Annotated in this window: 18 protein-coding genes; 7 read left to right on the top strand and 11 right to left on the bottom strand. The window is 35.4% G+C overall.

Translation table 11 applies throughout. The annotated features are described in order from the left end of the window. Positions 1-52 precede the first annotated feature (52 nt). From AABL52_RS23860 to AABL52_RS23870, 3 genes are all read right to left on the bottom strand, one after another. On the bottom strand, positions 53-1,513 hold the full coding sequence (locus AABL52_RS23860; RefSeq protein WP_000387178.1) for an alanine/glycine:cation symporter family protein: 1,461 nt from the start codon (positions 1,511-1,513) through the stop codon (positions 53-55). A 159-nt stretch (positions 1,514-1,672) separates the two neighbouring features. Then, complete coding sequence (locus AABL52_RS23865) at positions 1,673-2,644, bottom strand: phosphotransferase enzyme family protein (RefSeq protein WP_341518570.1); 972 nt, start codon at positions 2,642-2,644, stop codon at positions 1,673-1,675. A 23-nt stretch (positions 2,645-2,667) separates the two neighbouring features. After that, positions 2,668-3,354: a CPBP family intramembrane glutamic endopeptidase gene (locus AABL52_RS23870; protein ID WP_098872486.1), complete on the bottom strand. Its 687-nt coding sequence runs from the start codon at positions 3,352-3,354 to the stop codon at positions 2,668-2,670. Between the two features lie 151 nt (positions 3,355-3,505). On the opposite strand from AABL52_RS23870, the gene gerKA reads away from it, so the two are divergent. Genes gerKA through gerKC form a run of 3 tightly spaced genes read left to right on the top strand, consistent with a single transcriptional unit; the run spans position 3,506 to position 7,245 of the window. After that, positions 3,506-5,053 (top strand): spore germination protein GerKA, encoded by a 1,548-nt coding sequence (gene gerKA / locus AABL52_RS23875; protein ID WP_341518571.1) that lies wholly within the window; start codon positions 3,506-3,508, stop codon positions 5,051-5,053. After that, positions 5,034-6,140 (top strand): GerAB/ArcD/ProY family transporter, encoded by a 1,107-nt coding sequence (locus AABL52_RS23880; RefSeq protein ID WP_000185790.1) that lies wholly within the window; start codon positions 5,034-5,036, stop codon positions 6,138-6,140. The genes gerKA and AABL52_RS23880 overlap by 20 nt, the downstream gene beginning before the upstream one ends. Continuing rightward, positions 6,121-7,245 carry a spore germination protein GerKC gene (gene gerKC, locus AABL52_RS23885; protein WP_098914080.1) on the top strand — a complete coding sequence of 375 codons (1,125 nt, stop codon included), beginning with the start codon at positions 6,121-6,123 and terminating at the stop codon, positions 7,243-7,245. The genes AABL52_RS23880 and gerKC overlap by 20 nt, the downstream gene beginning before the upstream one ends. Positions 7,246-7,277: 32 nt before the next feature. On the opposite strand, the gene treC is transcribed toward gerKC, so the two are convergent. The 3 genes from treC to treR all read right to left on the bottom strand — a co-directional run bounded on the left by treC (position 7,278) and on the right by treR (position 11,231). Next, on the bottom strand, positions 7,278-8,939 hold the full coding sequence (gene treC, locus AABL52_RS23890) for an alpha,alpha-phosphotrehalase (protein ID WP_341518572.1): 1,662 nt from the start codon (positions 8,937-8,939) through the stop codon (positions 7,278-7,280). 13 nt (positions 8,940-8,952) lie between these two features. After that, positions 8,953-10,380 carry a PTS system trehalose-specific EIIBC component gene (gene treP / locus AABL52_RS23895; RefSeq protein ID WP_097844431.1) on the bottom strand — a complete coding sequence of 476 codons (1,428 nt, stop codon included), beginning with the start codon at positions 10,378-10,380 and terminating at the stop codon, positions 8,953-8,955. Between the two features lie 140 nt (positions 10,381-10,520). Further along, on the bottom strand, positions 10,521-11,231 hold the full coding sequence (gene treR / locus AABL52_RS23900) for a trehalose operon repressor (RefSeq protein WP_000987245.1): 711 nt from the start codon (positions 11,229-11,231) through the stop codon (positions 10,521-10,523). A 449-nt stretch (positions 11,232-11,680) separates the two neighbouring features. On the opposite strand from treR, the gene AABL52_RS23905 reads away from it, so the two are divergent. Next, positions 11,681-13,078: an amino acid permease gene (locus AABL52_RS23905; RefSeq protein ID WP_341518573.1), complete on the top strand. Its 1,398-nt coding sequence runs from the start codon at positions 11,681-11,683 to the stop codon at positions 13,076-13,078. A gap of 31 nt (positions 13,079-13,109) precedes the next feature. On the opposite strand, the gene AABL52_RS23910 is transcribed toward AABL52_RS23905, so the two are convergent. Next, a complete protein-coding gene (locus tag AABL52_RS23910) occupies positions 13,110-14,813 on the bottom strand; it encodes a putative bifunctional diguanylate cyclase/phosphodiesterase (protein WP_341518574.1) in 1,704 nt (567 codons plus the stop codon). A 496-nt stretch (positions 14,814-15,309) separates the two neighbouring features. Beyond that, positions 15,310-15,630, bottom strand: a complete 321-nt coding sequence (locus AABL52_RS23915) for a cobalt transporter (RefSeq protein ID WP_336180838.1) — start codon at positions 15,628-15,630, stop codon at positions 15,310-15,312. A 388-nt stretch (positions 15,631-16,018) separates the two neighbouring features. Here AABL52_RS23915 and AABL52_RS23920 point away from each other — a divergent pair, with 388 nt between their 5' ends. The 3 genes from AABL52_RS23920 (at position 16,019) to AABL52_RS23930 (ending at position 20,456) form a co-directional block, all read left to right on the top strand. Then, positions 16,019-17,548, top strand: coding sequence for a cardiolipin synthase (locus AABL52_RS23920; protein WP_000743051.1), 1,530 nt, complete (start codon positions 16,019-16,021; stop codon positions 17,546-17,548). Between the two features lie 127 nt (positions 17,549-17,675). Continuing rightward, complete coding sequence (locus AABL52_RS23925) at positions 17,676-18,569, top strand: ATP-binding protein (RefSeq protein WP_000892966.1); 894 nt, start codon at positions 17,676-17,678, stop codon at positions 18,567-18,569. Positions 18,570-18,572: 3 nt separating this feature from the next. Continuing rightward, positions 18,573-20,456 carry a vWA domain-containing protein gene (locus tag AABL52_RS23930; RefSeq protein ID WP_001248854.1) on the top strand — a complete coding sequence of 628 codons (1,884 nt, stop codon included), beginning with the start codon at positions 18,573-18,575 and terminating at the stop codon, positions 20,454-20,456. Positions 20,457-20,494: 38 nt separating this feature from the next. On the opposite strand, the gene AABL52_RS23935 is transcribed toward AABL52_RS23930, so the two are convergent. The 3 genes from AABL52_RS23935 to AABL52_RS23945 are packed head-to-tail and all read right to left on the bottom strand — an operon-like array spanning position 20,495 to position 23,177. Next, positions 20,495-20,917, bottom strand: a complete 423-nt coding sequence (locus AABL52_RS23935; protein WP_001189936.1) for an NUDIX hydrolase — start codon at positions 20,915-20,917, stop codon at positions 20,495-20,497. Positions 20,918-20,976: 59 nt separating this feature from the next. Beyond that, positions 20,977-21,942 carry an L-threonine 3-dehydrogenase gene (locus AABL52_RS23940; RefSeq protein ID WP_073517306.1) on the bottom strand — a complete coding sequence of 322 codons (966 nt, stop codon included), beginning with the start codon at positions 21,940-21,942 and terminating at the stop codon, positions 20,977-20,979. A gap of 44 nt (positions 21,943-21,986) precedes the next feature. After that, positions 21,987-23,177 carry a glycine C-acetyltransferase gene (locus tag AABL52_RS23945; protein ID WP_000095906.1) on the bottom strand — a complete coding sequence of 397 codons (1,191 nt, stop codon included), beginning with the start codon at positions 23,175-23,177 and terminating at the stop codon, positions 21,987-21,989.

Raw genomic sequence — 23,177 nt, forward strand, 5'->3', positions numbered from 1 at the left:
GCCCATAAAAAAAGCAAAGGGATTTTCCCTTTGCTTTTTCATTTCTATTCCATTAAGATACTTCTTCTTTCTTATCTTTGCCGTATTCATGCTCCCAGAAATCCGCATTTTTAATTCCTAATGGCCCTGGATCAAATACTGGATCTTTTCCTTCTTTTTTCTGCTTTTCATAATCCTTTAATGCAACTAATGCAGGTTTTTGTAATAATAAAATCGCAATGATATTTACCCATGCCATAATTCCTACACCGATGTCACCTAAAGCCCAAGCTGTTGCTGCTGTTTTTATACAGCCGTAGAATACAGCTCCTAAAAATACAAATTTTAGTACCATAGACAGCCAAGGACGGTCTTTATCACGATTTAAGTACGCGATATTCGTTTCTGCAATGTAGTAATACGCCATAATTGTTGTAAAGGCAAAGAATAATAACGAGATTGCAACGAAACCGTTTCCAAATCCAGGGAAAACAGATTCTACCGCTGCCTGTGTATATCCAGGTCCTGGCTGAGCACCATTTAATTTATTTACGATAAAGTTTTTTCCGCTTGCATCAAATACGTTATACATGCCTGTAATAATCATCATAAATGCTGTTGCTGAACAAACAAATAATGTATCAATGTAAACGGAAAATGCTTGCACTAAACCTTGTTTAGCTGGATGTGATACTTCAGCTGCTGCTGCAGCATGTGGTCCAGTTCCTTGCCCTGCTTCGTTGGAATAAATACCACGTTTTACTCCCCAAGAAATTGCTAAACCGATAATACCACCGAAAGCCGCTTCTAATGCAAAAGCACTTCTTATAATTAACATAAATGCTTCTGGCAATTTTTCAATATTCATAGCAACAATAACGCAAGCTACTAAAATATAACCAACTGCCATAAACGGTACGACAACTTGTGCAACGTTAACGATTCGCTTTACGCCACCGAAAATGATAAGAGCTAACACAACAACTAATAAAGCCCCTGATACAGTAGTGTTAATTCCAAAAGCTGTTTCTAAACTTACAGCAATACTATTTGCTTGCACACCTGGTAGTAAAAGCCCCGTTGCAAGAATTGTCGCTGCAACGAATACTAATGCATACCATTTCACACCTAAACCTTTTTCAATGTAATAAGCAGGTCCACCACGAAACTGTCCTTGATGTTTCGTCTTATATATTTGCGCGAGTGTTGATTCTACATAAGCTGATCCTGCTCCTAAAAAAGCCACTGCCCACATCCAAAATACAGCTCCTGGTCCACCGAAGGCAACCGCTGTTGCTACCCCAGCTATATTCCCTGTCCCAACGCGCCCTGATAATGAAAGTGCTAACGCTTGGAATGAAGAAACACCAGCCTCTGATTTTTCACCTTGAAATGTCAGCTTCACCATTTCTCCTACATGCCTTACTTGTAAAAACCTCGTTCGAATGGAAAAATATAAACCTACTCCTAAACATAAATAAACAAGTGCTGGACTCCAAACAATATTATTTAACCAATTTACGAAAGCTTCCAACATTCCCCCTCCTTCTTTATAAAGAATATTCAGAATATATATAAAATTATAAGTGTATACCGAATCTAGGACAATATTATTTTAATAAAGTAAACATATTTTTGTATAAAAAAACAAAGTATATATTTATTTTATATACTTTGTTTTGAACAAAATGTATTATATATTCACAATTGCTTCTCTTTTTATAATTCTTTCGTACAGCTCTTCTGATAATTTTCGGAAGTTATCTGGCATATCTTTCCCTTTAAACTTCTTTTGAAGCGTGCCATATAAACCTATATCACGTAAACGTAAAAATAGCGGTAATGATTCATACCAACTATCCGCCAGTCTGTGCTCATACTCATACCCTTTTCGTAACACTTGTAATTGTTTACGAGCAAAATCTGTCTTCTCTTCCGCTGTCCACAGTGTAAATAGAACAGAGTAATAGAGAACCATCGCTAAATCGTGTATAAAGTAATTATAAGCCGCATCATCAAAATCAAAGATTGTTAGCTCTTTACCATCATAATGAAAATTACCTGGATGAATATCACCATGCATAAGACCAAACGCTTCTCTTTCAATGGGAAGGGCCTTTATTTCATCCATTAATACCGCTGCAATCTTTTTCACTTGATCATCTTCTAATTCATTCACAATCCCACTTTCGTCTTCTTCCCACGTATCACGATAGTCTGTTTTAGGATAGTTCATTGTTAGGCGATGCAGTTGGCCAATCGCTTTTCCCCATGCTTCAAAGTAAGTCTCCCCCCAATAAGGTGATTCTTCTCCTTTTACTTGCTCACCCTTTGCATATGTAAATAAAGATGCAAAAAAGAAAGTGCTATCTTCCGCTCCAATTTCTTCTACCAGATTTTGAGAAGTTGAGTAAAGAGGTCCTGCTACCTTTGCCCCATTCTCCGCAACATATCGTAAAAAATCTAGTTCAGCTTCGACTTCTTTCTTTGAACGGTGAGAAGAATGGGTTAAACGTAATACGTAATCTTCGCCACGATTGCCCTTCGCCTTAAAAATATAATTTTCAAAATCTCCAAGTGGCTTTTCTTCCACTGTTACATGAAATGCCCTTGCTGCTCTTGCTAAAATTTCTTTTGTAAAAACTCGTTCTACTGCTATTTCCATCTATATCCCTCCTATATATCTTCTTAATTCGACACAAATGTGAGAAGTACTGCTATGAAATTGAATAATGCGTGGGCAATCATCGCTGATAAAATAGAATTTGTTTTCTCATATAACCACGCAAATACTACTCCACTTAAAAAATTCACTGGTAATGTGTTATATGTTGGAATATGAACAACAGTAAATATTATAGAACTTATAAGCACTCCACCCCATATGCCATATCTATCACGAAAAAACGTATAAAAAACACCTCGATATAAAACTTCTTCATAGATTGGTGATATAACTGCTGCTCCAATTACCGCGATACAGAACGCATATATTGATTTATCATTTTGAACTGTTTCCGTTTTACTATTTTCAAAAGAAATACCCATTTTCTCCATTATCATTAATACAGCAATACTAACTATAATTAAAAAAATTAGCGCTACAACTGTCCATAGGAAATCTCTCCATGAAAGCTTCCGAATTCCAATGTCTTTCCACGACAATTTATATCTTTTTATACAAAAAAGATAAACTACAGTAGTAAATATCACTGCCATTATAAATCCCATTAATACTCCAGCATATAATGCGTTCCCTATTATCTCTAAAGCATAGTCATAAAAAAGAGATTCAACTGTTACTGGAACAATAATGAATACAAACATAAATAAATATAAGATTTCTTTCCATCCCCACATACTTTTTAAAATCATATACACCATCCCCCTACTCTGTGTTTCTTTAAGTATAAAAGATGACGTAACGTAACTTTCAAGCTACTTTTTCAAAAATAACCCAAGCATAAATTTCTCACAAAAAGCAAAAATTAACAGAAGTAACTTTATTCTAAAAGAGGTGGAAATTATGACAAAGCAACAAGAACAACAAGAACAACAAGAACAACAAGAACAACAAGAACAACAAGAACAACAAGAGAGTAAAAAACAAAAGCATATGTTTCCATCACTTCCGGAAAATATTAATTACATTGAAAATAAGCTTTGTCACTCAGATGATATAAAAAAATTAGATGTCCCTTTTCAAAACGGAAAAGGAACGATCATATATATTGAATCTTTAGCAGATCCAAATCTAATTCATCAATTGGCTCTTGAGCCATTGTTAACACGGTCGGATTTATCTTTAGATAAATCTTTTTCTACGTTAAATATGAAAAAAGAAACGAATTTAAATTATGGGGTACAACTTTTATTACAAGGCAAATCCTTATATTTTCATGAACATGTCGACAGTTTTTGTATTTTCGAAACGACCTTATCTTTAAAGAGAGATATAACAGAACCTGATAATGAAGGCATTGTACGTGGACCGCATACTGGTTTTGTAGAAGATTTAGCAACCAATTTAACTTCGATTCGTAAGCTCATAAAAAGTCCAAATGTCGTCGTTAAATATTTCACACTTGGTGAAGAAATGCACACGAAAGTTGCAATTGCTTATATGCAAAATATAGCGAATGACGATTTAGTTGTAGAAGTGAAAAGAAGATTAGAAACAATTAAAACGGACGCACTTATGCCTCCAGGATACATACAAGAATTTATAGAGGATACGTCTTTCTCCCCCTTCCCGCAGCAATTAAATACAGAGCGTCCAGATAGAGTCGCAGCAAATTTAATGGAAGGGCGCGTCGCTATTTTATCTGATGGAGATCCAACAGCGCTCATCGTACCTGTTACGTTATTCGCTTTCTATCAATCACCAGATGATTATAATAACCGCTGGATTGTCGGTTCTTTCGTCCGAATGATTCGCTTAGTAAGCTTTTTAATTGCCTTTCTCTTGCCAGGTTTATATATTGCAACTGTCGCTTTTCATCCTGATGTGTTGCCGCTCGAACTTGTGTATACAATTAAAGCTTCATTAGAGAAAGTACCGCTTCCTCCTATTTTTGAAGCTCTCTTAATGGAATTAATCTTTGAATTACTACGGGAAGCTGGTATTCGCTTGCCAAGCCGAGTTGGACAAACAATCGGTATTGTAGGCGGTTTAGTAATTGGTGATGCAATTGTAAAAGCCGGCCTTGTTTCTTATACGATGATCATCGTTGTAGCTTTAACTGCAATCTCATCTTTTCTCGTTCCATCAAATGATATGAGTTCCGCAGTTCGGATTCTTCGTTTTCCGTTAATGCTCCTTGCTGCCATATTCGGATATGTAGGCATCTCATTCGGTCTAATTATAACTTTCGTTCATTTATGTCAACTACATTCTTTTCATACACCATATCTTTCTCCCGTTGCCCCGATGCGGATAAAAGATATGAAAGATTCTTTCGTAAGACTACCAATTTGGTCATTTTGGGAACGACCACATGATCCAAAACCGAAAAAAATGCAACGACAACATGTAACGAGAGAGGATGAGGACGGTGACAAACACGCAAAGTAAAATCTCGCTAGTTCAATTTACCTTTTTCGTTATTCAATGCCAAATCGGTGTCGGCATACTTTCTCTACCAAACCGTCTTCACCCAATTGCTAAAGGTGGTGGATGGATTTCTGCACTCATCGCTGGATTGGCAATTCAACTTATCATTTTACTTATGTGGCTTTTCTTAAAACGATTTCCTGATGCAGATATGTATGAAAGTGTTTGTATGCTATTTGGTAATAAGTTTGGAAAACTATTAGGTTTTGCTTATGTTTTTTATTTTACCCTTATCGGTATGACGGTTATGTTAAATGTTTGTAATGTCATTAAAGTGTGGATATTACAAGCAACTCCGTGGTATGCCATTCTTATGCTATTTACAATAGCTTGTTGTTATGTAGCTTATAATACGTTTAAAGTCATCGTACGATTTTATGTCATGGCCTCTATTCTCATTTTACCTATGGCGCTTTTAATTGCCCTAGGGCTTACACGAGCTGATTTTTCTTATATTTTTCCCATTACAGAGGCTGGATGGTGGAATATTATTCAAGCATCCAAAGAAACAATTACAGCCATGTATGGTTTTGAAATTATTCTTATCGCTTTCCCAAAAGTAAATGGGAATTCTATGGAAAAACTAAAGGCCATTTCTATCGCTAATGGATTTGTAACTCTTTTTTATACTTTTACTGTTTGGATTTGCTTTATCGTATTTAGTCCAAAGCAAGTTGAGCTTATTCCAGAACCAGTTGCTTACTTATTACGCTCCTTACATATCGGGATTATAGACCGAACTGATTTACTATTCATACCAATTTGGATGATAACTGTTGTAGCTTCTATTGCTAGTTATTACTATGCCGCTTCTATAGGAATCGGACATATCTTCAATCTTGCTAATCAGAAAAAGGCTGTTCCAATCGTTGGTATTATTGCTTTTAGTGTAGCCTTATTTATAGATACACCTGAAGAATTAAAAGTAATTGCAACCTTCACTGATAAGTTCACCTATATTTTTATCGTTCTCCTCCCTCTTTTATTTCTACTTTATTCAGTAATAAGAAAGAAGAAAGGAGAACAGTATGTTCAAAAAAAGAGTTAGACTACTTTTTATATTATGTACTAGTTGCCTCCTTTCTGGCTGTTGGGATCAAGAACCATTAAGAGAAGCTAGATTAGCTTATAGCATTGGATATGATGTTACGGAAGAGAATAAGCTTCAGCAAACGCTTGAACTTGTAAAAAGTTCAAGCGGAGAGCAATCTTCATTCGAGAATGAAATACATTCGGCAACCGGGCATAACATAAGGGATACAAGCGATGCCCTAAAAAAAAATGTGACTGGAAATATTCGCTATTTCAAATATGGTGTTCAATTACTAGGAACCAAAATTCTAAAAAAAGGCATACTACCCTATTTAGATGTCAGCTTTCGGGACCCAACAAACCCAACTGCTTTAGTAAAACTTATTGCAGTAGATGGTGAAACATCCGAGATACTAGAAAAAAAGAAAGTAGGAAATTTACTAATTGGAGATTTTCTAAAGAAAAAAGTAAAAAGTTTAGAAGATATGAGTGTATTTCCAAAAGAAACTTTAGAAACAGCCGCTACAAAAATGTTAGATCCCGGTAAAGACTTTACCCTCCCCTCTATAAAAATAAAAGGAAAAGAAGTAATTACAAACGGGTTAGCTTTATTTAACAATGATAAATTAACTGGGCATTTACCTTTGAAACAATCTGTTTTATTCGTATTATTAACCGGAAAAATGGGAACAAGCGCCCGTATAACCCAAAAACTTACTAGCGATGAATCAGAGAAAACATCTGATTATTTAACAATGGAAATTAGCAATCGAAAGTTAAAACGAGACTTAAAAATAACAACAGATAAAAAAGGAAATGTTTATGCTCACATTAAGCTCCAACTAAAAGTAATAGCACTTGAAGCCCCAAGAGATAATATTTATAAAATGGATGCCAGAAAAAAACTAAATAAGGAATTATCAAAGCAACTTACGAAAGAAGCGAAAAAAATAACAAACAAACTACAAAAAGCAAATTGTGATGCTTTCGGAATTGGTAGACATCTCATTGCATATCACCCTGACTTATGGAAGAAAAAAAATTGGAATAAAGATTATGCAAAAGTAAAATTTAAGCCTGAGGTAGAAGTAAGCATTTTGTATAGTGGTGTCTTAAAATAAAAGGTTGTATGCCGCGCGGGCATACAACCTTTCTATTTCGCATATCGATATACAATGGATTCATATGGTCTTAAGTTAAGTTTTGTAATATCCTTGCTGGAATCTTTATAATTCGACAGTAGTATTTCTTGTTTCATTCCATCTAATTGAACATGTGCTGGTATAGAGTACGTTATTTCTTCTTCATAGAAGTTATTGATAACAAGTAATATTTCATCATTTACAGTACGTGTGTATGCCCAAATCTTAGGATGATTTTCATCTAAAATAGCATATTCTCCTTCTGTAATAACATCATATGTTTTTCTTAGTTCGATTAGTTTTTTATAATGATAAAATACAGATTCCTGATCTGCTAATGCCTTCTCTACGTTTATTTCTGTAAAGTTTTCAGCCACTGAAATCCAAGGTGTACTTGTTGTAAAACCACTGTTCATCTCTTCATTCCACTGCATCGGAGTACGGGAGTTATCACGAGATTTTTGTTTTAAAATCCCGATAATCTCTTCTTTTGATAATCCTTCTTCTCGCTTTATATCGTGTATATTTAACGATTCCACATCGCGATATTGCTCAATGGACTCGAATTTAGGATTCGTCATACCGATTTCTTCGCCTTGATAAATGTAAGGTGTGCCCTGCAACATATGCATAGCTGTCGCTAACATTTTCGCAGATTCATTTCGGTACTTTCTATCATCACCGAAGCGTGACACAATACGAGGCTGGTCATGATTACACCAAAATAATGCATTCCATCCTCCGCCCTTTTGCATTTCAATTTGCCAATTAGACATAATCTCTTTTAATTTAATGAAATCAAAATCTGCTTTCGTCCACTTATCTCCATTCGGATAATCCACTTTTAAATGATGAAAACTAAATGTCATACTTAATTCATTACGCTCAGGGTTTGAATATTTAATACAATTATCAATTGTTGTAGATGACATTTCTCCAACTGTAATTACATCTTTCCCTTCAAAAACATTTCGGTTCATCTCTTGTAAATATTCATGAACCCGCGGACCATCTGTATAATATTTACGGCCATCGCTTGTCGCCGTACTTCCGTCATCATTTAAAAACTGTTGATCTTTTGAAATTAAATTAATAACATCTAATCGGAATCCAGTTACCCCTTTATCCAGCCAAAAACGCATCATATCATACACTTCTTCACGAAGTTTTTCATTTTCCCAATTTAAATCAGCTTGCGTCTCATCAAATAGATGTAAAAAATATTGCTCTGTCTTCTCATCATATTTCCAAGCAGACCCACCAAACTTAGATTGCCAATTATTTTTTTCATCACGCCAAATGTAATAATTACGATATGGACTATTTTTATCTTCCTTCGCTTCCTTAAACCACTTATGCTCCGTTGAACTATGATTTACAACGATATCAAGCATAATTTCAATATTACGTGCCTTTGCTTCTTCTAAAAGCTCTTCAAACTCTTCCATCGTTCCGTAAGATGGATCAATGCTGTAGTAATCACTTACATCGTATCCATTATCATTTTGTGGTGATTGGTATATCGGTGTTAACCAAATATAATCTACTCCGAGTTCTTTTAAATAATCTAGTTTCTCTGTAACCCCTTTTATATCACCGGTTTCTTTATTGTAATAGCTATTAAAGCTCTTCGGATAAATTTGATAAACTACACTTTTATGCCAATCCTTCATGTTTAACTTCCTCCTACTTCTGTTTTGCTCGTTTTGCAAATAACCACGTTAACGTAAATGGGATTACAACTGCGATAATCATTCCTACAATAAATATTGGAATCGATTTCGGAATGATAGAAATAAATGCTGGTAATCCGCCAATTCCGATAGCAGGTGCTAATACACCATTTAGCGTAATAAATATAGCTGCAATAGCCGATCCTATAATTGCGGCATAGAACGGGAATTTATTTCGTAAGTTTACACCAAACATAGCTGGCTCTGTAATACCGAAATATGCTGAGATTGCTGATGTAGATGCCATACTTTTATCATTTTGATTTTTAGAAATCCAGAACATCGCAAGTGCCGCACTACCTTGCGCAATGTTAGAAAGAGCAATCATTGGCCAAATGAATGTACCACCGTGCTGTGCAATTAATTGTAAGTCGATAGCAATAAACATATGATGCATACCTGTAATTACAAGCGGTGCATATAATGCTCCAAACAATACTGCTCCAACTACTGGTACTGTTTCATATACACCTACTAATCCAGCTGTTAATAAATCTCCAATATGACGTGTAACTGGACCAATAATTCCTAATGCTAACACACCTGTTACAACAATCGTTGTAATTGGTACAACTAATAATTGAATTGCATTCGGTACATGTTTCTTTAAGAAGATTTCCACTTTACTTAGTACGAATGCTGCTACTAAAACCGGTAAGATTTGACCTTGATACCCTACCTTTTCAATTTGAAATAGTCCTAAAATATCGAAGTACTCAATCTTTTGTCCATCTAAACCAGTCGCTGCTTTGCCATAATCCCACGCGTTTAATAAGGCTGGATGCACAAGCATTAATCCCATAACAATCCCTAATATCGGACTACCACCAAAACGCTTCGTTGCTGACCAACCGACAAGTGCTGGTAAGAATACAAATGCTGTATTCGCCATCATATTAATTAAATCCCAAAGCCCACTTAAGTTTGGATACACATCTAATAAATTTTTACCTTCAAAAAATAAGTCCTTCGCCCCTAATAGATTGTTAATTCCCATTAGTAAACCAGCTGTTACGATTGCTGGTAATATCGGCATAAATACATCTGAAAATACTTTTACAAACTTTTGAGCTGGATTTAACTTTTGGTTTCCAGAGTCTTTCACGTCAGCTACTGTCGCTTCCTTCATACCTGCAAGCGTTATCAATTCTGCATATACTCGATCTACATCTCCTGGACCAATTACAATTTGAAATACCCCAGCGTTATGAAACGCTCCCTTCACTAATGAAACAGACTGCAATTTATCGTTATCTATTTTACTTTCATCTTTTAAAGCGATACGGAGCCTCGTTACACAGTGCGCAGCTTGTTCAATATTGTCTTTCCCACCAATATACTGCAACACTTCCTCTGCTGTTTGACGATAGTCTTTCCCCATATTCCCGTCCCTCTTTTCTTTTTTTGATACCGTTTACAATTACATATTAACTCGTATATATAAGTTAGTCAACACTCGTATATACGAGTTTGTGATTTTTTTATAAAAAAAGAGATGAAACAATAGTTTGTTCCACCTCTTTACTTCCTCCGCGCCACATCCGAAAAATGAAAAATATCTAAACGATGGCGTGATTCTGTATATTCGAACTGACTCCCATCATAAAAATGCGTAAAGTTTTTCACGACAACAACATAGTCTGTTCCATTTAAATCTAAATACTTTCTATCGTCCTCTGTACATGACTGTACTTCAATTACTCTCTGTGAGTAACTAATATGAAGACCTAGTTCTTTCTCAATGTATTTATAAATGGACTGCGCTGCAATTTCACTCGTTAATCCAGGAATATATTCCGATACAAAATGATTGATATCCAAAATTACTTTTTCCCCATCAATATTCCGTACGCGTTTAATATGATCTATTTCTGTTTTCTCTTTCACATTTAATAGCTTTGCAACCTCTTTTGTCGCTTTTACTTTCTCCATTTCCACGACTTCTGTAATACAATGGCGTCCTAAACGTTCATTTTCTTCTTGGAAGCTTACAATGCCACCGAAGTTGAATTCAATGTTTTTTCGCTTTAAAACAAAAACACCTTTTCCATGTATTTTTTGAACATACCCACGCTCTTGTAATAAATCTACAGCTTTTCTTACAGTACCGCGGCTTGCTTCATACTGCTTCATTAATTCAGTTTCTGATGGGATTTTGCATCCCTCTTTTAATTGTTTATTATCAATTGACTTGCTGATTTCTGTATAAATTTGTTCATACTTACTCATCATCTACAATAGCCCCTTGTCACCTTCTAATTCTATATGTATTATACCACGCTACACTCTTCTGCCAATCTCTCACTTATTTTCCAGTATAGGAAAAATACAGGTAAATATTTAATCTCTAAAACGTATTTTTATAAAAATTTTTATATTTTTCTTTTCATTCAAAAAAACATGTAGTATACTAACTTCAAAATCAGAGGAGAAAGGGAGCAAAGAACTATGCTTACTTATACAACAATTGTAGTTACATTTGCACAAAAACATCATCATCATACGTAACCCTTGAAACCTAGCGGAAAAATTACGCGTAGGTACAAGGGTTATTCCCGTTGTACCTACGTTAGGCGAAGAGCCATGTAGGTATTTTTTATCTACATGGCTCTTTTTTTATTGCCAAAAAGCTAGTAAAAAATGATGTTTAAGCAAAACTTACTACAAAGGAGTTAACAAAAATGGAAACGAAAAAATGGGGATTATGGATTTTAACAGCTTTTGTGATCGGAAATATGGTTGGCGGTGGCGTATTTATGCTCCCAGCGAATTTAGCACAAGTATCAGGTCCAATGGGTTCTACACTTGCTTGGAGTATTACAGGTCTTGGCGTATTTATGATTGCACTCGTATTTGGAAATTTAGCAATTCGAAAACCAGAATTAAAAGCAGGACCACAAAGTTACGCTCAAGCAATGTTCCCTTCAAAAAAAGCGGGAAAAGTTGCAGGATACAGTATGGCATGGGGATATTGGGCTGCGAACTGGGCTGCAACAGCATCTGTTATTATTTCCTTTGCTGGATATTTATCAACATTCTTTCCAGTTTTACAAAGTAAGCAAATTCTCTTTTCAACGAACGGATTTTCACTAGAACTCGGAAAAGGATTAACTTTCCTCGTATGTAGCCTTATGTTATGGGGAATTCAATATATTCTGTCTCAAAATATTGACCGAGCTGGAAATATGAATCTTCTTGCTACCATTGCAAAAATTATCGGATTTACAATGTTTATTGTAATCACATTATTCATTTTCAATGCCTCTAATTTCGGAGACGGTCAAACATTTATGAATGAAGCGGGACAATCCATTTCGTTAGGTGGACAAATCAACTCAGCTGCTATCGCAACACTTTGGGCATTTATCGGTATTGAATCTGCTGTAATGCTTTCTAACCGTGCTAAATCTCAGCGCGATGTAAAAAAAGCTACCATTTTCGGATTAATTATCGCTCTTCTTATTTACATGTCAATTACTTTACTTACAATGGGAGCTCTTCCACAAGATGCTTTAAAAGAATCTCAAAAACCATTAGTAGACGCATTAAATTTAGCAATTGGCAATAAAGGTGCCTATATAATGGCTTTACTTGCACTTGTATCTTTATTTGGATCTACAGTTGGCTGGATTGTTGTTAGTTCAGAAGTACCTTACCAAGCAGCAAAGAATGGACTTTTCCCTACGTTTTTCGCGAAAACAAATAAAAAAGGTAGTCCTTCAAAATCATTATTTATTACAAATGTGATGACGCAAATTTTCTTATTCTCAACGATTTCTGGTACTGTGTCAGAAGCTTATAATTTCGCTATAGTTGTAGCGACATTAGCTTATTTAATTCCATACCTTGTTTCTACGCTGTACCAATTCAAATTAGTTATTACAGGAGAAACGTATGACGTAATGCCAGGCTCTCGAATAAAGGATGGAATCATTACTACACTAGCATTTGTCTACTCTATTTGGGTTATCAAAACAGGAACTGCTGATTTAAAAACGTTCTTCTTAGGAATCGGATTGTTTGTATTAGGTCTTATTCTTTATCCAGTATTAATGAAAGACTCAAAAAAAATGAATTAAAAAAAGAGAAGCTACCAGCTTCTCTTTTTTATTAAAAATCTGTAATTAACTTTTCTTTTAACTCTCCTATAGATAAAGGTCTCGCATAATAAAATCCTTGTACGTAATCACAGCCCATAGATTGTAATAAACTTTCTTGCTCTACTGTTTCTACCCCTTCAGCAACTACTGCTAAATTTAAGCTATGGGCAATTTCAATAACAGATTTTACAATCGTTCGCTCTGGCTGTGCGTGATCATAATGAAATTCACGAATAAAGTTACGATCAATTTTCACTATATCCAGTGGCAGTTGCTTTAAATAGTATAAAGAAGAATAACCCGTTCCAAAGTCATCTAAAGCAATTAAAATACCCATATTTCTTAATTCTTGTAATGTAGCAATAATATAATCAAAATGGCGAACAGCGATACTTTCCGTTACTTCCAAAATTAAACGATTCGGTGGAAAGCCAGTTCTCCTTAAAATGCTACGTACAGATAAAATAAAACGCTTTTGCATTAATTGTTGTATGGATAAATTAACAGATAACCTTAGTCCTTCTTCGTAATCTGGCAATGTTTTAAACAAGCGACATGACTTTTCTAATACCCAGTCTCCTAATTTTATAATAAGTCCAGATTCTTCAGCTACTGGAATAAATTCGCCTGGCGAAATAGGCCCTTCTTCTGTCGAACAACGTGCTAAAGCTTCAATACCAGTATATTTCTTCGTTTTCAAATCAATAATAGGCTGCAGTACCACATCTAATTCTTCATCACGAATTGCCTTTTGCAAAGCGAATTCAATTTTCATTCTACGATTTATTTTCGCACGTAACTCATCTGTAAAGAAACACGCGGCATTTCTACCTTGTTCTTTCGCACTGTACATGGCTAAATCCGAATTTTTCAATAGTGTTTCTACATCTTGTCCGTCTTGCGGATATGAGCACAGTCCTAGACTAGCTGAAATGTATACTTCATGACCTTCAAGCATGAATGGTGCCTGAAAACATGACAACACAGATGTCGCTAACTGCCTCATCTCATCTTGTGTATGATTTTTTGTTAACAGCACAAATTCGTCGCCACCCAGCCTAGCCAGAACATCTTTCTCTCCTAGCACATAATGCAACCGTGAAGCAACTTCGCTTAAAAGTAGATCTCCTATCATATGACCTAGCGTATCGTTTACTAATTTAAAACGATCCAAATCAAAGTAAATCATACCAAATTCTTTTTTGTCTGCAATCATCTCGTTTACAGTCGTTATTAACTGCAATCGGTTTGGTAAACTCGTTAAAGCATCATGATACGCAAGCTCCCTATAACGACTTTCGCTTACCCGCAACCTCCGTTCTGCTTCTTTCCTACTACTAATATCATTTCGGATCGCAATAAATTGATATGGCTCCCCTTTTTCATTTAAAAATGGAACAATTGTTGTTTTAACCCAATAATATGTACCATCTTTTGCTTGATTTCGAATCTCACCTCTCCATACTTTTCCGCTCAAAATGCGCTTCCATAGAATTTGAAAAAATGTTTTCGGGTGATATCCTGAATTTAAAATACGATGATCTTTCCCTATTAACTCTTCTCGTGTATATTTGGAGATTTCACAAAACTTATCATTTACATATGTAATACGACCATTTCGGTCTGTAATCGCAACAATTGAAGACTCATCTAATGCTAACTTTAAATCTCGCAATGAAGAGTCATATAATGCATGACCTCTTTGTTCTAGCATGCGCATCTCTCCTTGCTTCCTATCTGACTAAAGCACAACTTGTTTCTTTTCATAGAAATAGAGATATTTCATTTCCTAATAATCGTCCTCTACATAAATCACGTTTTGAAATATGCCGATTAAAATAACATAATATTATTTGTAATAAAAAGCAATATAATACCGTTTCAATTATAAATAGTAGTCTCTGATCGTTATAATTAGCTTACTTTATTATACCTTATTCATTCTCTTACATTCCTTTATAGCTAGCTCCATACAACCACTGTTTCCTACTAATTCCGCTCACATTTAACCTCTTTGCTTTACTAGCGAAATAGAAGTTTGAGCACACTATACAACTATTCACGAATAATAATATAAAAATTAAAATTAGTATATATGTTTTTGAATTACAATAACAAAATATTAACATATTTTCACCTTTATTTTGGAAATATTTTATAAATAAATACTTTATTAAACGAAAAAAAAGAGGATAGCCTCTTTTTTTCGTTTAATATGGATATGGCATTGGCTGATAACCCGGATATGGCGTTGGGTATGGGGCTGGATAAGTTACTGGGTACGGTGCTGGATAGTAGCCTCCACCTGCTGCACCCGTTAATGCACCAGCTGTAAGTCCACCTAACATGCCTCCAGCAAAACTTCCAGGGAAAAATCCACCGCCCCATGAGCCGCCACCCCAGCCCCATCCACCACCGTGATGATGATGATCATAATGATTGTGACCACCATAGTGATGATGCCCGCCATTATGATGGTTTCCTCCATGATTATGACGATAATACAATCCGTTATTTTCTATATAATTCATATTTCTCCTCTCCTTTGCCATTTTCTCAACTTAATAGGTATTGCATGAATAGTACGGACCTTGTTAGTAACCTATATAATAAGAAGAAACCACATAATACGGATAACCATATCCTAAGTTTCAGCATGCATCTGCTACAAATCCATGATATGATTATCCCCTTTCCTATATAAAGGGCCTGGGTTTTGTCCCTCCTACACTGTTTATTAACCAGCAAATAGCGGGATAATAACGTAACAATATACTGTATGTAGGACAAATGCGGAAAGCATGGGGAAACTGCCTATATTTTGTAAAAAAATCAAAACACTTTATAATAAGAATGTCGGATTATACCTTTTTATATTAGAAGTCTATATTTAAGAAAGATTAGAGGAATTTTATAGAAATGAAGAAGCCTATCGTTCAATTATTATTGGTATTTACAATTATATCTATCGTTCTTTTCCTATTAAATACATCATTTATTTCTTTATATACATTTGTCGGTGCACTATGGTCTATTACAATCGTAGGAATTTCATTCGTTATTTTTATCGAAAATAGGTCTCCTCAAAGCACCTTAGCATGGTTTTTAGTATTAGCACTTCTTCCCGTTATAGGGGTGCTTTTATACTCTATTTTCGGTCGTAGCCGTTGGAGAAGAAAAAAACATCTACATCGTTCAGAAGAGCAAAGAAAATTATTCCGTGAAATATTAGAAGGAAGACGAGTAGAATTATCACTCACAGTCCCCTTACATGAACGTTCTACACATTTAACAAAAGTCGTACAAAGATTTGGAGGCGGACCTGCCGCAGATAAAACAACTACAAAACTTTTAACAAATGGCGATCAAACATTCTCAGAAATTTTGCAAGCTATCGAGCAAGCAAAACATCACATACATATTCAATACTATATTTATAAATCTGATGAGATTGGTACAAAAGTTCGAGATGCTTTAATAAAAAAAGCAAAAGATGGTGTTATTGTACGATTCCTTTATGATGGACTCGGAAGTAACACTTTAAGAAGACGTTTTTTACAACCTATGAAAGAAGCTGGAATTGAAATTGTTGAATTTGATCCTATTTTTTCAGCTTGGTTACTTGAAACTGTCAATTATCGTAACCATCGAAAAATCGTTATTGTAGATGGAGAAATCGGTTTTACTGGTGGACTCAACGTCGGTGATGAATATCTTGGTCGTTCAAAAAAATTTCCCGTTTGGCGTGATAGTCATTTAAAAATAGAAGGAAAAGCACTATATAAATTACAAGCAATTTTTCTAGAGGACTGGCTCTATGCCTCTAGTGGTTTAAACAACTATTCTTGGGATCAATTTATGAATAGACAATACTTCCCAGGTAAAGAAATTTCAAATACAGAAGGCGCTGTGCAAATTGTAGCGAGCGGACCAAGCTCAGATGATAAAAGCATTCGTAATACATTATTAGCCGTTATGGGATCTGCAAAAAAATCGATTTGGATCGCTACACCATACTTTATTCCAGATCAAGAAACCTTAACATTATTACGTTTAAGTGCAATATCTGGCATAGATGTACGCATTTTATATCCTGGTAAAAGTGATAGTATTATTAGTGATCAAGCATCACAATCCTACTTCACTCCACTTTTAAAAGCTGGTGCCTCCATTTATAGTTATAAAGATGGTTTTATGCATGCAAAAATTGTACTCGTTGATGATAAAATCGCGACAATCGGAACAGCAAATATGGACGTACGTAGCTTTGAATTAAATTATGAACTTATTAGCGTACTATATGAATCAGAGACCGTTCATGATATTAAACGTGATTTTGAAGATGACTTTAAATATTCCACTGAAATTAAATGGAACACATTCCAAAAAAGAAGTATCAAAAAACGAATATTAGAGTCTTTCATGCGACTCATTTCTCCATTACTGTAAGCAATCAATATAATATTGATTGCTTTTTGTTTTGCATTTATCCCCTTTCCTTTTCTTTGCATACCATATTAAAACAAGTTATCATAAGATGTATTACTTTATGAAAATAATGTTAGGTGGGAAATACATGTTAGAACAATTTCATATACATGCTGATTTAAAACAACAGCTCTCAACCATTCACGAAAAGAATAAGCAAGAAGCTGGTGAAAATGCACATTTAATTGGTAAGAAAATATATAAAGCATCTGATAACAGCATTATTGAAGATGCTATTACAGCACTTCTTCTTGGCAAAAACATTCTACTAAAAGGACCAACTGGTAGTGGTAAAACAGTACTAGCGGAAACTCTTTCTTCTTTATTCCAAAAACCAATGCATAGCATTAACTGTTCTGTCGACCTAGATGTAGAAGGTATTTTAGGATACAACACGCTACAAACAAAAGATGGCGCATCTGAAGTTACATTTGTTAACGGTCCTCTTATGAAAGCAATGAAGAGCGGTCATTTCTTATATATTGATGAAATCAATATGGCAAAACCTGAAACGTTACCACTTCTTCACGGTGCGTTAGATTACCGTAAAATGATTACTAACCCGTTTACACAAGAAGTTGTATATGGTGATGACGAGTATCGTGTAATTGCGGCAATTAATGAAGGTTACGTTGGTACAAGTGAACTAAACGAAGCATTAAAAAACCGTTTCGTTATTATTGAGGTTCCTTACATTCAAGGTGATACATTAAAAGAACTATTATTAGCTGAATCAAAATTAAATGATGTTGCAACAATTGAAAAGTTCGTTGCATTTGCAAGCGACCTTATGCCTTTAGCTCGTGATGGACGTGTAAGTGAAGAGGCAGCAAGTATTCGTGGCATTATCGACGCATGTGATTTAGGTGTATATATTCCTGTTATGCGCGCAATCGAACGTAGTATTATCGCAAAATTAAACGATGAAACAGAACAAATGACTGTCCGTGAATTAGCAGAAAGTTATTTCTTTGAGGGATAATTCATGAGACAAATTTTTAGTGACAAAAAAATTGATGCGTCGCTGTTTCTACAAATGGAAAACTTAATGTATGCTCTTTTAAAAGAAGACGATGCCTACCTTGAGTATGGCTATAAAGCATACTACGACGAAATTGAAAAAAAGGTTGTCATTAGTCACTTTTGGGATGATCGAAAAGAAGAGGATACAGTAATCGGATTAAAAAGCGAAGTGTTTTTAAAAGCACTTGGTAATAAACATTACTCGGACATGACTTTAATTCGTTCTTATGCGATTGAATTACAAGAATCACCCTTAAAAAAGTTTTTAACACAATTATTTGTTCTATTAGAAGATTTACGTGTTGAGGAAATCGTAAAAAACTTACGCCCTGGCACAAAGCATGTTTTTAAAAGAAGAAAAGAAATGTATCGCAATTACTTTGGTTCACAAAATGAAATCAATCGTGTTCGTAACTATCACGGTGATCGTCTATTTTGTCTCTGCTATCTTTCATTAACGAGCGATAAATATGAAATGTTTAATAATGAATATTTCGAGCAAATTGAAGCAATTTTGCATGAAACATTCCAAGCCCGTAATACAGAAGACATTATGTATATCGTTGAAAAAATTCGCTATCGTTTAGAAGGACTTCTTGAAAGTGATATGCTGAACAATTATTTCGGACATGCTCCGCTTTATTTATCTGTCATTGCAGACGAAAAGAACTGTCGTGTCGAAGATTTAGCAAATGATGATACGCAGCTCGTAGATGACGATGAAAATAAAAACAAAATGGATGAAAGTTTCTCCACATGGCATCGTGAAAATAAAAATAACGAAAACGAGAACTTTTTACGCTTTGAATTAGAAAGCGGAACAAAAACAAACATGATGGGCGATACTGCTCGTGAATCAGAAGATGGTGACCAAGCACTTGGCTCTGTACAAGGTACTTCTCAAAAAAGTACACAATCCAACTTTGATGGCGCTGATACAGAAGAAGCAAGAGCTTCACACGCTTCTAGCCAAAACGAGGGTGCGTACGGTAAGTATAACGTTGGTGCCTCTCATACATTTAAAGAAGCTCGTAAAGCAAATGCCGATGAGAAAAAAGATTACCAAGCTATCAAATCAGTCGTTAATAAAGATGTAAAAGAATTAAAGAAAATTATCGAAAAAACGATTGAAAATAAAACGAATGCAAATAGTGATAAATACTACGGAAGACTTCGTAAGAAATTCCTTCGTATTTATACTGAAAAGCAGCCGCGCATGTTTTATAAAAAAGGACAAGAATCACAAGAACTCGATGTTGCATTCCAATTGTTAGTCGACTGCTCTGGTTCTATGTATAACAAAATGGAAGAAACGAAAAAAAGTGTGGTCCTATTCCATGAAGCGTTGAAATCTTTAAAAATCCCGCACGCTATTAGCGGATTTTGGGAAGATGCTTCTAGTGCTAAACCTGAAGATAAGCCGAACGTTATCCATGAAGTTGTAACGTATAAAAACTCAACGTTACCAAACGTTGGTCCCGAAATTATGCAGCTTCGCGAAGAAGAAGATAACCGCGACGGATATATTATTCGTATCGTTTCTGAAAAGCTTGCGAAAAGACCAGAAAAGCATAAATTCTTACTCGTCTTTACAGACGGTGAGCCTTCTGCGCTGGACTATCAGCAAGACGGTATTTTAGATACGCATGAAGCTGTCAAACTTGCTCGTAAAAGTGGTATGGAAGTAATCGGGATCTTCATCGAAGAAGGCGAAGCGAAAGAAGCAACTTATCAATTAATGAAGAACATTTATAACCATCACTTCTTAGTTGCAAATCACGCTGAAGATTTACGCCTGAAGATTAAACCACTATTGAAAAAGTTACTACTGAAGACGATTGAATAGAAAAACAGGAGCCTTGCGCTCCTGTTTTTTTCTTTCACTCACTTTGTTTCTGGTTGAAATTTGTATGGAATGGCTACTTCTAATAATGCCTCGAATCCTCTATCGTAGAATGGGAATCGTTCATTTGCGAGCGTTCGATCCACCCACTCTATTGCAGAAATTTCTTCTTCATCTTCCGCAATCAGTTCACCTTTTACTACATTTGCTCGGAATGTAAAAAGTATTGCATGATTCCCTGATGCTTCAAAGAATTTTTCATTGATCGCAACAAGTCCACCTGCCACGGCAGTTAAACCTGTCTCTTCTTTCACTTCTCTTATTAGTGCTTCCTCTAACGTTTCATCCTTTTCAACAGCCCCGCCTGGCAATGACCAAACGTTTTGTTCTACATTATGTACCATTAATATTTTATCTGTTTCTTCGTCATGTATTAGTGCATATACGACATCAACTCTTTGCATAAGACTTCTCTCCCTCCAAAAATGATGAAGAGCCGATTCCTAAGAATCGACTCTTCCTATTAATTCATCACTAACTCAGCTGTGAGCTTTTTTTTTAACTTAGCCAGCATGTCCGTTGTCATTTTGTCTAAATCGTATTCTGCTTTAAAGCCCCACTCTTTCATTGCTGCTGTTGCATCAATAGAGTTTGGCCAGCTATCAGCGATTGTTTGACGAGCAGGATCTACAGCGTAATCCATTGTAAACGTCGGGATGTGTTTACGAATTGATGCTGCGATTTGCTCTGGCTCAAAGCTCATTGCTGTAATATTAAACGCGTTTCTATGCACAAGTTTACTTGGATCAGCTTCCATTAATGAAATGATCGCTTGTAAAGCATCTGGCATATACATCATATCCATGTATGTTCCTTCTGCAATGTATGAGGTGTATGTGCCTTTTTTAATCGCCTCATAATAAATTTCAACTGCATAGTCAGTTGTTCCGCCTCCTGGAGGAGCTACGTAAGAAATTAAACCTGGGAAACGTACACCGCGCGTATCAACGCCAAACTTTTGATGATAATAATCACATAGTAATTCTCCTGCTACTTTGTTTACCCCATACATCGTAGTAGGACGCTGAATTGTATCTTGTGGCGTATTATCTTTCGGTGTTGATGGACCGAATGCACCGATAGAACTTGGCGTGAAAAACTTACAGTTTAATTCACGGGCTGCTTCTAATGCATTTACAAGTCCACCCATATTTAAATTCCAAGCAAATAACGGATTTTTTTCTGCTGTCGCTGAAAGTAAAGCTGCTAAATGAATAATTGTATCTACTTCATTACGCTTTGCGATATCATGTAGTTTTTGTCCATCTGTTACATCTAACGTTTCAAATGGACCAGACGTTACTACTTCACTATCTGTTTCACGAATATCTGTTGCAATAATATTTGATGCACCGTATACATCACGAAGTTTCATTACTAGTTCAGAACCAATTTGCCCTAAAGAACCGGTTACTAGAATTTTTTTCATTTTCCCCACTCCTCATTTGCAAGCTATTCAAAAGATGCCCTTACTTAAATGATGCCCATTTCTTTCCCTACTTTTTCATACTTACGAATTGCTTCATCTAACATTTCTTTCGTATGAGCTGCTGTAGGCATATTACGAACGCGTCCTGTTCCTTTTGCTACAGTTGGGAACACGATAGATTTTGCGTATACGCCTTCTTCATTTAGACGTTTACTAAATTCTTGTGTTAATACTTCGTCACCAATAATACAAGGTGTAATTGGCGTTTCACTTTCTCCGATGTTAAAGCCAAGTTCTTTTAACCCTTGTTTTAAATAGCGACCATTTTCCCATAAACGATCATGCAACTCTGTGCTTTCCATTAAGATTTCAATTGATCGCATACATGCAGCTGCATCAGCTGGTGTTAATGCTGTAGAGAATAAGAATGGACGTGAACGAACTTTTAACCAGTCAATTAAGTTTTGTTTCCCTGCTACATATCCACCAATTACCCCAATTGCTTTTGATAATGTACCAATTTGGAAATCAACTTTATCAGATAGACCGAAATGCTTTACAGTTCCTGCACCTTTTCCAAGTACACCTGAACCGTGTGCATCGTCTACATATGTCATTAAATCTAATTCTTCTGCAATCTCAACAATTTCTGGTAATTTCGCAACATCTCCATCCATTGAGAAGACACCGTCTGTAATTACCATTAATTTATTGTAAAGACCTGACTCTTTCGCCGCGATTGCTTTTTGGCGTAAATCTTCCATATCCGAATGTTTATAAACAATAATTTTTGCTTTTGATAGACGACTACCATCAATAATAGAAGCATGGTTTAATTCGTCTGAAAGAATCGCATCATTTTTATCCATAACAGCTGAAATCGCTGCCATATTACAGTTAAATCCTGATTGGTAAGCAATTGCTGCTTCTGTATGTTTAAACTTTGCAATTGTCTCTTCTAATTTAATATGCAAATCTAAAGTACCGTTAATTGTACGAACAGCTCCTGCTCCAACGCCGTACTTATGAATTGCACCAATTGCTGCTTCTTGCAAACGGCTATCTGTTGCTAATCCAAGATAGTTGTTTGAAGATAAGTTAATATATTCTTTTCCGCCAATTGTAATGATCGGTCCATTTGAACTCTCAAGCGGATCAATTACGTTATAAAGCCCCTTTGATTTTAAATCCTCTAAATTTTCTTCTAAAAATTTTGCAAGTGTTTTACTAGACAT

The organism is Bacillus paramobilis (assembly GCF_038096195.1).
GTDB lineage: Bacteria > Bacillota > Bacilli > Bacillales > Bacillaceae_G > Bacillus_A > Bacillus_A mobilis.